9 protein-coding genes are annotated in these 11,931 nt (G+C 71.8%); 2 read left to right on the forward strand and 7 right to left on the reverse strand.

What is annotated here, in order from left to right; all coding sequences use genetic code 11:
* Positions 1–93: 93 nt before the first annotated feature.
* Positions 94–675 (reverse strand): TetR/AcrR family transcriptional regulator, encoded by a 582-nt coding sequence (locus tag FFG40_RS08145; RefSeq protein WP_111039271.1) that lies wholly within the window; start codon positions 673–675, stop codon positions 94–96.
* A gap of 122 nt (positions 676–797) precedes the next feature.
* Between FFG40_RS08145 and FFG40_RS08150 the strand changes: the two genes are divergently transcribed.
* Complete coding sequence (locus tag FFG40_RS08150; RefSeq protein ID WP_138802834.1) at positions 798–1,637, forward strand: alpha/beta fold hydrolase; 840 nt, start codon at positions 798–800, stop codon at positions 1,635–1,637.
* A 117-nt stretch (positions 1,638–1,754) separates the two neighbouring features.
* Here the strand turns inward: FFG40_RS08150 and FFG40_RS08155 are convergent, their stop codons facing one another.
* Together FFG40_RS08155 and valS are read right to left on the reverse strand one after the other, a co-directional pair.
* Positions 1,755–2,006 (reverse strand): hypothetical protein, encoded by a 252-nt coding sequence (locus FFG40_RS08155; protein ID WP_027464702.1) that lies wholly within the window; start codon positions 2,004–2,006, stop codon positions 1,755–1,757.
* A gap of 66 nt (positions 2,007–2,072) precedes the next feature.
* Positions 2,073–4,667, reverse strand: a complete 2,595-nt coding sequence (gene valS / locus FFG40_RS08160) for a valine--tRNA ligase (protein WP_260678825.1) — start codon at positions 4,665–4,667, stop codon at positions 2,073–2,075.
* Between the two features lie 287 nt (positions 4,668–4,954).
* On the opposite strand from valS, the gene proP reads away from it, so the two are divergent.
* Positions 4,955–6,520: a glycine betaine/L-proline transporter ProP gene (gene proP / locus FFG40_RS08165; protein ID WP_228513609.1), complete on the forward strand. Its 1,566-nt coding sequence runs from the start codon at positions 4,955–4,957 to the stop codon at positions 6,518–6,520.
* Positions 6,521–6,670: 150 nt separating this feature from the next.
* Here proP and FFG40_RS08170 read toward each other — a convergent pair whose 3' ends face one another.
* Genes FFG40_RS08170 through FFG40_RS08185 form a run of 4 tightly spaced genes read right to left on the reverse strand, consistent with a single transcriptional unit; the run spans position 6,671 to position 11,926 of the window.
* Entirely contained in the window at positions 6,671–8,413 is a 1,743-nt protein-coding gene (locus FFG40_RS08170; protein WP_138802835.1) for an ABC transporter ATP-binding protein, read from the reverse strand.
* Positions 8,410–9,309 (reverse strand): ABC transporter permease, encoded by a 900-nt coding sequence (locus FFG40_RS08175; protein WP_138802836.1) that lies wholly within the window; start codon positions 9,307–9,309, stop codon positions 8,410–8,412. The genes FFG40_RS08170 and FFG40_RS08175 overlap by 4 nt, the downstream gene beginning before the upstream one ends.
* Complete coding sequence (locus FFG40_RS08180; RefSeq protein ID WP_138802837.1) at positions 9,306–10,301, reverse strand: ABC transporter permease; 996 nt, start codon at positions 10,299–10,301, stop codon at positions 9,306–9,308. Before FFG40_RS08180 ends, FFG40_RS08175 begins: the two co-directional genes overlap by 4 nt.
* Before the next feature lie 5 nt (positions 10,302–10,306).
* Positions 10,307–11,926, reverse strand: coding sequence for an ABC transporter substrate-binding protein (locus tag FFG40_RS08185; protein WP_138802838.1), 1,620 nt, complete (start codon positions 11,924–11,926; stop codon positions 10,307–10,309).
* Between the last annotated feature and the right edge of the window lie 5 nt (positions 11,927–11,931).

Here is an 11,931-nt window from a genome sequence, read left to right on the forward strand (position 1 = left end):
GGCGAGCGCACCCGCGCCCGGCGCGACCAGCGGGATGGTCTGGAGGCCCGTGGCGGCGCCGCCACGGGCCTCCCGACCGTCCCGCGTCGCGTGTCAGCGCATCGCGGCGTCGATCAGGGTCACCGCGGCACGGCGCGCGTGCGCGGCCGGCGCCGTGGTGCCGGCGATGGCCGCGGTGGTCTGCGCGCCCTCGGCGAGCAGTGCGAGCTGCGCGGCGAGTTCCTCGGCGTGCTCGGGGTCGGCGACGACCTCGGCGGTGAGGCGCTGCACGAACTGCTGGAACGAGTCCTTGTGCGCGCGCGCGATCTCGGCGACCGCGGGCGAGGTCGCGCCGAGCTCGCCGAACGCGTTGATGAACCCACAGCCGCGGAACGTGTCGTCGCCGAACCACGACTCGAGGAAGTCGTAGACCGCGAGGAGCTTGTCGCGCGGGCTGGTCGCAGCCTCGACCGCGCCGTGCACACCCTGCTCCCACATGTCGTGGCGGCCGGCGAGCACCGCGGCGATGAGCTGCTCCTTGCCGGGGAACGCTGCGTACAGCTTCTTGAGGGAGACCCCTGCGCCGGTGCGGATCTCGTCCATCCCCACGGACTGGATCCCGCGCGTGTAGAACAGCTGGTCCGCGACCTCGACGATGTGTGCTCGGACGTCCGGCTCGACGGTGCTGGTGGCCATGTGTGTACCCCGTTCCCTGAGTGTTCACCGTTCTCGACTTGCGCCGGGAACGGGCGTTCTCTACTGTAGTCCACATCGGCGGAGAACGATCGTTCTCCGCGATGCTCAGGGAAGGAACGATCATGGGTGCCATCACCGTCGGAACCGAGAACAGCGTCGACATCGAACTCCACTACGAGGACAAGGGCCAGGGGCAGCCGATCGTGCTGATCCACGGCTTCCCCCTCGACGGCAACTCGTGGGAGGGGCAGGTCCCGATGCTCCTCGAGGCCGGCTACCGCGTCATCACGTACGACCGCCGCGGCTTCGGCCGGTCCTCGCAGCCGTCCACCGGCTACGACTACGACACCTTCGCCGACGACCTGCACACGGTCCTGACGACCCTCGACCTGCGCGACGTGATCCTCGTCGGCTTCTCGATGGGCACCGGCGAGATCGCCCGCTACATCGGCCGCCACGGAGAGGACCAGATCGCGAAGGTCGCGTTCCTCGCCTCGCTCGAGCCGTTCCTGGCCATCACCGACGACAACCCCGACGGCGCCGGCCCGATGTCGTTCTTCGAGGGCATCGCCGCCGACGTGGCGAAGGACCGCTACGCGTACTTCACGAACTTCTACCAGGACTTCTTCAACCTGTCGGAGAACCTCGGCACCCGCATCTCCGAGGAGCAGGTCCGCAACGCCTGGAACATCGCGGCCGGCTCCGGCTCCATCGCGTCCGCGGCCGCACCCCTGACCTGGCCGACCGACTTCCGCCAGGACATCCCGAAGGTCACCGTCCCCGCCCTGATCGTGCACGGCACGTCGGACAACATCCTGCCCATCGACGCCACCGGCCGACGCTTCACCCAGGCACTGCCCGCGGCGAAGTACGTCGAGATCGAGGGCGCCCCGCACGGCCTGCTCACCACGCACACCGCCGAGGTGAACGAGGTCCTCGGCACCTGGCTCGCCGAGTCCTGATCCCTCGGCGATCACGCGGGCGCTCCCCGGCGGGGGCGCCCGCATCGTGAGTAGGAATGGTCGGGTCCCCACCGGGGACCCGACCATTTCTGCACTCCAAGCGAACCAAGCCGCGCGCTAGTCCTCTTCGCCCGCGTCGTCGGGGTTCGTCACCTGGGCGTGCCCGAGTGCGTCGAGGTGGATCGAGGTGCCGTCGTCGAGCTCGACGATCGGCTTGCCCTCCAGGAACGTCAGGGTCCAGCCCCACGTCGCCGTGTCGACGGACTCCGCCGCGAGCTCGTCCTCGACCCCGCGCACGGCGACGACCATCGTCTCGGGCAGTCGCGCAGGCGGCTCCCCACCCACGTTCCAGCGTGTGCCCAACTGCATCCGTGCCTCCGGTCCGGTGGTTGACGCGGCCGGGTCGCCGAAGCGACCCGGCCCGGAGAGCCGACGTTACGCCTGCTGCTCCGCGAGCTCGATCTCGGTGACGGCGAGTTCGTCGCCGTCGACGAACGACAGGTTCTCGATGCGGCCGACGGCCGCCAGGTCGACCGCTGCGCGCTCGATGAGCACCCGCGTCTCGGCGGGCGCCGCGACGACCGCACGCGTCACGGGCGTCTTCTGCGACGCCTTCGCCGCCGTCTTCGCCCCGCGGATCCCGATGAGCGCCTGCCCGACGGCCGCGAGCAGCCCGGTGGGGGCCGCGTCGGTCGGCAGGTCGGCAGCGGTCGGCCAGGAGGCCCGGTGCACGCTGGTGTCGTGGGTCCAGGCCCACACTTCTTCCGTCGCGTACGGGAGGAACGGTGCCAGCAGTCGGAGCAGCACGTCGATCGCGCCGCGCAGTGCCAGGACCGCGCTCGCCTGCGTCTCGTGCGTCGCGTCGGACGCGGTGCCGTACGCACGCTCCTTCACGAGTTCGAGGTAGTCGTCGCAGAACGTCCAGAAGAAGCGCTCGGTGATCTCGAGGGCACGGGCGTGGTCGAACCCGTCGAACGCCGCGGTGGCCTGCTCGACGACGGCACCGAGTTCGGCGAGCATGTCGACGTCGAGGGCCTCGGTGACGCTCGTGGCGCCCTCGGGCAGCGGGAAGCCGTAGACGAACTTCGCCGCGTTGAGCACCTTGATCGCCAGACGACGGCCGACCTTGATCTGCTTCGGGTTCTGCGGGTCGAACGCCGCGTCGGTACCGAGCTTGGACGAGGCCGCCCAGTAGCGGACCGCGTCGGCGCCGTGCTGCTCGAGGATCGACAGCGGCGTGACGACGTTGCCCTTCGACTTCGACATCTTCTTGCGGTCGGGGTCGACGATGAAGCCGGAGATGGAGGCGTGCTTCCACGGCACCACGTCGGCCTCGAGCTGGCTGCGGAGCACGGTCGTGAACAGCCAGGTGCGGATGATGTCCTGCGCCTGCGGGCGGACGTCGTACGGGTACACCAGGTCGTACAGCGCCGGGTCGGTCTCCCACTTGCCCGCGAGCTGCGGGGTGAGCGATGAGGTGGCCCAGGTGTCCATGACGTCGAGTTCGCCCTGGAACCCGCCGGGCACGCCGCGCTGGTCCTCGGTGAAGCCGGGGGCGGGCTCGGAGGCCGGGTCGACGGGCAGCTGCGCCTCGGTCGGCACGATCGGCTGGTCGAACACCGGGTTGCCGTCGGCGTCGAGCGGGTACCAGACGGGCAGCGGCACGCCGAAGAAGCGCTGGCGCGAGATGAGCCAGTCGCCGGACAGGCCACCGACCCAGTTGTCGTAGCGGACGCGCATGAAGTCCGGGTGGAACGCGATCTCCTCGCCGCGCTGGCGGAGCGTGCTCTTCAGCTGCTCGTCGCGCGCACCGTTGACGATGTACCACTGGCGGGTCGACACGATCTCGAGCGGCTTGTCGCCCTTCTCGAAGAACTTCACCGGGTGCTGGATGGTCTTGACGTCACCGATCAGCTCGCCGGACTCGGTCAGGGCGTCGACGACGACCTTCTTGGCCGAGAACACGGTCTTGCCGGCCATCTCGGCGTAGAGCGCCTGGCCCGTCGCCGACTCGATCCAGGCGGGCTCGTCGGAACGCACGCGTCCGTCGAAGCCGATGATCGCGCGGTTCGGCAGCTGCAGCTCGCGCCACCACACGACGTCGGTGGTGTCACCGAAGGTGCAGACCATCGCGATGCCGGCGCCCTTGTCCTTCTGCGCCAGGTGGTGTGCGAGCACCGGGACCTCGACGTCGAACAGGGGGGAGCGGACCGTGGTGCCGAAGAGGTCCTGGAACCGCTCGTCGTCCGGGTGCGCCACCAGGGCGACGCAGGCGGGGAGGAGCTCCGGGCGGGTGGTCTGGATGACGACGTCGTCGCCGCCGTCGGTGCGGTGGAAGGCGATGCCGTGGTAGGCGCCGGGCATCTCCTTGTCCTCGAGCTCGGCCTGCGCGACCGCGGTGCGGAACGTGACGTCCCACAGGGTCGGGGCGTCGGCCTGGTAGGCCTCGCCGCGCTCGAGGTTGCGCAGGAACGCGCGCTGGGCGCTGGCCCGCGAGGTGTCGTCGATGGTGCGGTACGACTGGGTCCAGTCGACCGACAGGCCGAGCGTGCGGAAGAGCTCCTCGAACTGCTGCTCGTCCTGCACGGTCAGGCGCTCGCACAGCTCGATGAAGTTGCGGCGCGACACCGGCAGCTGGTCGGCGGCCTTCGAGGACTTGCCGTCCCCGCCCTCGAACGGCGGCGTGAACCCGGGCTCGTACGGCAGGGTCGGGTCGCAGCGGACGCCGTAGTAGTTCTGCACGCGGCGTTCGGTGGGCAGACCGTTGTCGTCCCAGCCCATCGGGTAGAAGACGTGCTTGCCGCGCATGCGCTCGAACCGGGCCTTGAGGTCGGTGTGCGTGTACGAGAACACGTGGCCGATGTGCAGCGAGCCGGAGGCGGTGGGCGGCGGGGTGTCGATCGACCAGACGGCGTCGCGGTGACCGGCGGCGTCGCGGTCGAAGCGGTAGGTGCCGTCCTGTTCCCAGACCGGCCCCCAGACCTGCTCCAGTCCGTCGACGCTCGGCTTCTCGGGCATGGGCTTGGTCATGGGTGTGCCTTCCGTACGTGTGTGCGGCACCGAGTCCGTGATGAGGTGCCTGAGTGTTCCGCGCCTGACGCGCGGTGCCCCAATCGTAGCGGCCGCGCACGCACGCGCAGGCGGACGACCGGTCGGACGGGGCCATCATCGAGCAGCGTCTAGCACACCGAACTGTCGGACACGCCCGGAGCCTGCTAGTCTTCCTGGGTTTGTCCGGCGAGCGCAGGGTTCGCAGGAGCTGCAACGTCGCCGTCCGCCGGACGCCCGAAGGAAGCACCGCACCCCGGAGGAACGACTTGGCACCGAACAACGCACCCCACCCGCACGGCGATCGGCCGCTGCGCACGAAGGGCGCCGCGAAGCGCGCTCGTCGCGATCTGACGAAGGACGACGTCACCGTCGTCGAGGAGTCGCTGCTCAAGCGTGCCGTCGCGGCTGCCGCGCTCGGCAACGCCATGGAGTGGTTCGACTTCGGCATCTTCGCGTACCTGACGGTCACCATCTCGCAGGTGTTCCTGCCGCAGGGCGACCCGGCCGCGAACATCGTCGCCACGTTCGGCTTCTTCGCCGCCGCGTTCATCGTGCGCCCGATCGGCGGTGCCGTGTTCGGCCCGATCGGCGACAAGATCGGCCGCCAGAAGGTCCTCGCGCTGACGATGATCCTGATGGCAGCCGGCACGCTCATGATCGGTCTGATCCCGTCGTACGACACGATCGGCTTCTGGGCCCCGGTCCTGCTGCTCGTCGCCCGCTTCGTGCAGGGCTTCTCGACCGGTGGTGAGTACGGCGGCGCTGCGACCTTCATCGCCGAGTACTCGCCCGACAAGCGCCGCGGCTTCATGGGCTCGTGGCTCGAGTTCGGCACCCTCGCCGGCTACGTGCTCGGCGCCTCGATCGTCACCGGCCTGCAGTTCGGCCTGTCCGAGGACGCCCTGCTCAGCTGGGGCTGGCGCATCCCGTTCATCGTCGCGGGCCCCCTCGGCCTGATCGGCCTCTACCTGCGCCTCAAGCTCGAGGAGACCCCGGCGTTCCAGAAGCAGCAGGAGCAGGCCGCCGAGCGCGAGGGCCAGAAGACCCCGTTCCTCAAGCTCTTCGCCGAGAACTGGCGCTCGCTCATCATCTGCATCGGCCTGGTCCTGGTCTTCAACGTGACCGACTACATGCTGCTGTCGTACATGCCGACCTACCTCGAGCAGAACCTCGGCCAGAACGCCACGTTCGGCCTGATCCTCATCGTCATCGTGATGCTGCTCATGATGGTCGTCATCACCTTCGGCGGCCGACTGTCCGACAAGTTCGGGCGCCGTCCGGTGCTCGCCGCCGGCTGCATCGGCTTCATCCTGCTGTCCTGGCCGGCCCTCAAGCTGGTCCAGACCGGCACCGGCGTCGGCGTCTTCGCCGGACTGCTGATCCTCGGCGTCGTGCTGGTCACGTTCACCTCGACCATGCCGTCGACGCTGCCCGCGCTGTTCCCGACGATCATCCGCTACGGCGCCCTGGCGATCGCGTTCAACGTGTCGGTGTCGCTCTTCGGCGGGACCACCCCGCTCGCGACCGCCGCGCTCATCAACGCCGCGAAGGACGCCGGGTACGGCTGGGCCGAGGACATCCCCGCGTTCTACCTGATGCTCGCCGCCGTGATCGGCCTGGTCGCGGTGTACTTCACCAAGGAGACCGCCGCGAGCCCGCTGATGGGTTCCGGCCCGACGGTCGGCTCCGAGGACGAGATCGCCGGCGTCATCGAGGACTACAACGACCCGACGTCGGAGCTCGCGCAGTCCGACTGGGCGAAGGACTTCTCGACGAGCGAGATCCCGATCATCTCGGCCGACGCGGCGCAGAAGGAACCCTCCGGTTCCTGACCACGGGGCCGCCCCGCGGCAACCCGGCCAGGAGGCCCGGTGCACGTTCCGTCTCGGAACGCGCCCCGGGCCTCCTGGCCGTTCCAGGGCCGTCGGTGACGTCACGCGCACAGCGACAGTCCACGGGTGCGAGCGCGCGTGGACTGTCGCTCAGCCCGTGAGGGCGGGGCCCGCTGCCAGCCGCTCCGCGGCGTGCAGCAGCCGCGCGGTCACCGGGTGCGCCGGGCGCGCGAAGACCTCGGCGGCGGGGCCGTGCTCGACGACCGCACCGCGGTGCACCACGAGCACGTCGTCGGCCATCCGCCGGACCGCCCGCAGGTCGTGCGACACGAACACCATCGCCACCCCGGTCTCGTCGCGGAGCCGTTCGAGCAGCCGCAGCACGGCGTCCTGCACGGTGGCGTCGAGGGCGGTCACCGGCTCGTCGAGCACGATCACCTCGGGCTCGGTCGCCAGCGCACGGGCGATCGCGAGCCGCTGTCGTTCCCCGCCGGACAGGGTACGGGGGGAGCGGGACCGCAGCACGGGGTCGAGGTCGACCTGCCGCAGTGCCGCGTCGACCCGTTCGTCGAGCGCACCGCGTGCCCGCCGTTCGTCACCGCGCGAGAACGCGTCGGCGAGGACCCGCTCCACGCTCCACCGTTCGTCGAACGTCGCGCCGGGGTCCTGCACGACGGCCGCGACCCGGTGCCGTCGGGGGCGTCGCTCGCGCTCGGGCAGCGGGACCCAGGGTTCGTCGTCGAGCGTGACCGTGCCGGCGTCGGGCGACTCGAGCCCGAGGAGCATCCGCGCGAGCGTCGTCTTGCCCGAGCCCGAGGCGCCGATCACCCCGAGCACCCGGCCGCGCACGAGCCCGAACGACACGTCGTCCACCGCGAGCATCCCGTCGTACTCCCGCGAGAGCCCCTGGGCCGCGAGCACCCCCCTCGCACCGTGAGAGGCTGCGCGCTCGGTGCCGCGGTCGCCGATCGGCGCATGGTGCGCAGTCGCGCGGTCGGTGCGAGGCTGGCCGCTCGGTGCATCGTCAGAGGACTGCACGGAGCCATCTCCCTCGCACCGGTCCGCTCGATCGGCACCGTGCGGTGGCTCGGGCTCTGCGCCGGGCTTGGGCTCGGGGCCGGCCGCCGCCGCACCGGCCGCCCGCACCAGCGCCCGGGTCGCGGGGTGCGTCGGCGCCGCGAAGACCTCGGCGACCGCGCCCTGCTCGACGATCCGGCCCTCGTGGACGACGGCGACCCGGTCGGCCCACCCCGCGACGAGCCCCAGGTCGTGCGTGATGACGAGCAGTCCGGCGCCCGGGGTCTGCGCCGCCCGCAGCTGCTCCATCACGGTGACGGCGACCCCGGCGTCGAGCGCCGTCGTCGGTTCGTCGGCGACCAGCAGCGCGGGGGACCCGACGGTCGCCGCGGCGATGAGGGCCCGCTGACGCATCCCACCCGACAGCGTTCCGGCGAGCCGGCCGTCCGTCGCGATGTCCGGGTCGAGGCCCACCGCGGCCAGGGCGTCGCGCACGGCGTCCACGCGCTCGGCCACACGCATCTCGGTGTGCAGGCGGAGGCTGTCGGCGACCTCGCGCCCGACGGGGCGCAGCGGGTCCAGCGCGCCCAGGGCCTCCTGGCCGACGTAGCCGACCCGTGATCCCCGCAGCCGGCGCCACCGCCGGTCCGTGTACCCGCCGACGTCGACGCCGTCGACCGCGAACGCGTCGGCGTGCACGGCGGCACCGGGCGCGGACAGGCCGAGCACTGCTCGGGCGGTGACGGTCTTGCCGGAACCGGACGCCCCGACCAGGGCGACGCACTCGCCGGCGTCGACGCGCAGGTCGACACCGTGCACGATCGGGGTGCCGCCGATGGCGACGGTGAGCCCGCGGACGTCGAGGACAGCGCTCACCGCGCGGCCCCGGTCCGTCGGATCGCGCGGCCGAGCACGGTGACGGCGGTCGCGAGCACCACGATCGCGAGTCCGGGGAAGGTGCTCATCCACGGCGCGGTCTGCAGGTACGTGCGACCGTCGGCGAGCATCGCGCCCCACTCCGGCGCGGGCGGGGGCGTGCCGACGCCGAGGTAGCTCAGCGCCGAGGCCCACACGACCGCCTGCCCGACCCCGAGCGTGGCGACGGCGACGACGGGCCAGAGCGCCGTCGGCAGCACGTGCCGGACCACGGTGCGGGCGGGGGAGCGGCCGAGCAGCACCGCCGTCTCGACCACCTGCGAACTCCGGGCGGGCCGGACCAGGCCGCGCACGATCCGGGCGTAGCCGGGAGCGGTCGCGAACCCGACCGCGAGCACCGCCGGCACCGGACCCGGACCGGTCACGGCGATGACGACCAGGGCGACGAGCAGCAGCGGCAGGGCGAACGCGACCTCGGTGACGCGTCCGATGACGGCGTCGAGCAGGCGTCCGGGTCGTCCGGCCCCGGCGCCGAGTCCGGCGACGACGCCGAGCAGGACGCCCACGCCGCCGCCGATCAGGGTCGCGGCGACGCCGACGACGAGCGATGCCCGGGTCCCCGCGACCACCCGTGCCAGGACGTCGCGTCCGGACTCGTCGGTGCCGAACGGGTGCGCGCCGCTCGGCGCAGCCAGGGCATCTGCGGGGTGCACCGCGAGCGGGTCCCCGCCGCCGAGCAGGGCGGGCCACGCCGCCGCCACGACGGCGACCAGGACGACCACCCCCGCGGCGATGCCGCCGGCGCCGAGCGTCCCCCCACGGACGCGCTCGGTGCCGACGGCGGTCTGGTGGCCGGGCGCTCCGGTCTGGAGGCCCGGGTCGGCGATCCCGCTCACCGCGCGCCCGCCGGACGTCCGGCTCGACGGCGTCGCGCACCACCGGGGTGCAGGGCCGCGTTCCGTGCGGTGCTGCGCGGGTCGACGGCACGCTCGACCAGGTCGGCCACGGCCAGCACGACGACGTACGCGGCGGCGGACACCATCGCGATGCCGGCGACGAGTGGCATGTCCCGCTGGGTGACGGCGGTGACCAGGGCACGGCCGATGCCGGGCAGGGCGAACACGGACTCGACGACCACGGCTCCGGAGACGAGCGACCCGAAGGCCCACGCGGACAGCGCGATCCCGGGCAGGGCGGCGTGCCGGAGCAGGTGGCGTCCGAACAGTCCGAGGCGGGTCTCACCCCGGCCCCGGGCGGCGAGTGCGAAGGCCGAACGCTGCGCGTCGACCACGCCGTCGCGCACGGTCTCGGCCAGGTACCCGGCGACCGGCACGGCCACGGTCAGCACCGGGAGCACCCACCCGCGCGCGGTGCCGTCACTGACCGCCGGCACCCACCCCAGGAAGGTGGCGAACACCACGATGAGCACGCTGCCGAGCCAGAAGTGCGGCATCACGCTCGCGGTGACGCTCAGGGCGCTGGTGAGCCCGGCGGCGATCCGGCCGCGCTGCGTCGAGGCCCAGGCGGCGATGATCGCCAGCACCCAGGCGACGACGAGACCGGCGACCGCGAGCGTCAGCGTGACGGGCAGCTGCTGGGCGAGGAGCGTCGCGACCGGGGTGCGGAAGGCGTACGAGTCCCCGAGCTGGCCGGTCGCCAGGCGTCCGAGGAACACCGCGTACTGCACCAGGACCGGCTGGTCGAGGCCGTACTCGTGCCGGACCTGGGCGACGGCCTCGGCCGAGGCCTGCGAGCCCGGTCCGCCGAGGATCGCGAGCGCCGGGTCACCGGGGATGAGCCGGATCGCGACGAAGACGATCGTCGCGACGGCCCAGAGCACGCCGATGCCCCCGGCGAGCCGCCGGACGGCCCACCAGACCCATCGCATCCGGGTCAGCGGTCGATCCAGGCGGTGCCGAACCAGGGCGTCGAGACCGGGGTGGTCCGGATGCCGTGCACGGCCGAGCGCACCAGGAAGTGGTTCTGCTGGTCGTACAGGGGGAGCACCGTGTCGCTCGCCAGGATCGCCTTCTGGGCCTGCTCGTACAGGTCGGCGCGCTGGTCGGCGTCCGAGGTGCGGGCGGCCCGCTCGAGCAGCCGGTCGAGCGCGGGGTCGTCGAGCTGGGCGAGGTTCGCGAAGTAGCCGGACGGTGCCGGTTCGATGCTCGCGCTGTCGTACAGGATGCGCAGGACGTCGGGGCCGACCTTCGTGTACGGGGCGCTGACGACGTCGTACTCGTTCGCGGCGAGGGCGGCGTACCAGCTGGACAGGTCGAGTTCGTCGAGGACGACCTTGAACCCGACGGCCTTCTCGGACGCCTGGATCTGCTGGAACAAGCTGCGCTCGGCCGGCACCGACTGGTTCGTCGAGACGGGGAACGTCACGGTGAGCTGCTTGCCGTCCTTCTCGCGGATGCCGTCCGACCCGACCTTCCACCCGGCGTCGTCGAGGATCTGCTTCGCCTTGGTGGGGGAGTAGTCGAACCGGCTCTTCTCCGAGTACGCGAGCGGCTCGGCGCTCGAGAGCACCGAGTACGAGCGCTTCGCGGTGCCGAGGAACAGCGACTGCAGGCCTGGGTCGATCTCGGCACCGGCGATGAAGGCCTGGCGCACCGATTGGTCGCGGAACACCCCGTGACCGGAGTTCAGCTCGAGCCGGTTCGAGGCACCAGGGCGTGGGGCGTCGAGGTCGCGGATGGCGCCCTTCGCCGATGCGGCCTTGAGCTGGTCGGGCTGGGCGTTGTCGATCACGTCGACCTGGCCGGACTGCAGTGCGGCGTAGCGCGAGGTCGAGTCCGGCAGGAACCGCCACGTGATGCCGGACAGGCGCGGCTTCGTCGCGCCCCAGTAGTCGGTGTTCTTCGTCAGGGTGACGCGGTCGCCGTGCTTCCAGCCGGTGACCCGGAACGGGCCGGTGCCGACGGGGGACTCGCAGTTCGTCGCCTGCTCGCGCTCGAGCGCCTTCGGCGACTCCATGCCGACCCAGGGCTGCGAGAAGGACTCGAGCAGCGCGCTGTCCGGTCGGCTCAGCGTCAGCGTGACGGTGCGCTCGTCGGTGGCGGTCGCCTTCGTGATGGACTGCAGCGCCAGGTAGCCGGTGCTCGAGGCGGTGGCCGGGTCCTGCACGTGCTCGATGTTCGCCACGACCGCGGCGGCGTCGAACGGGGTGCCGTCGCTGAAGGAGACGTCGTCACGCAGGGTGAACGTCAGGGTCTTCCCGTCGTCGCTCGTGGTCCACTTCGTCGCGAGTTCCGGCGTGGGCCCGCCGTCCTCGAGCCCGACGAGCTCCTCGATGTACTGCGTCGCCAGGAGCGCCTGCGGGTAGTTGCCGCCGACGTGCGGGTCGAGGCAGGTCGGTTCGGCGTCGCCCGAGGCGTAGGTGAGCGTGCCGCCCGCGACCGGGGTGCTGCTCCCGGTGCTCGTGCCCGGTCCGCTGCAGGCAGCAAGGACGAGCAGGACCGCCGAGGCGCCCGCGACTGCGGTGAGGGTTTTCTGTACTGAGTCCAAGATCATGGCTG

The sequence above is a fragment of the Curtobacterium sp. KBS0715 genome (assembly GCF_005938005.2).
Lineage (GTDB): Bacteria > Actinomycetota > Actinomycetes > Actinomycetales > Microbacteriaceae > Curtobacterium > Curtobacterium flaccumfaciens.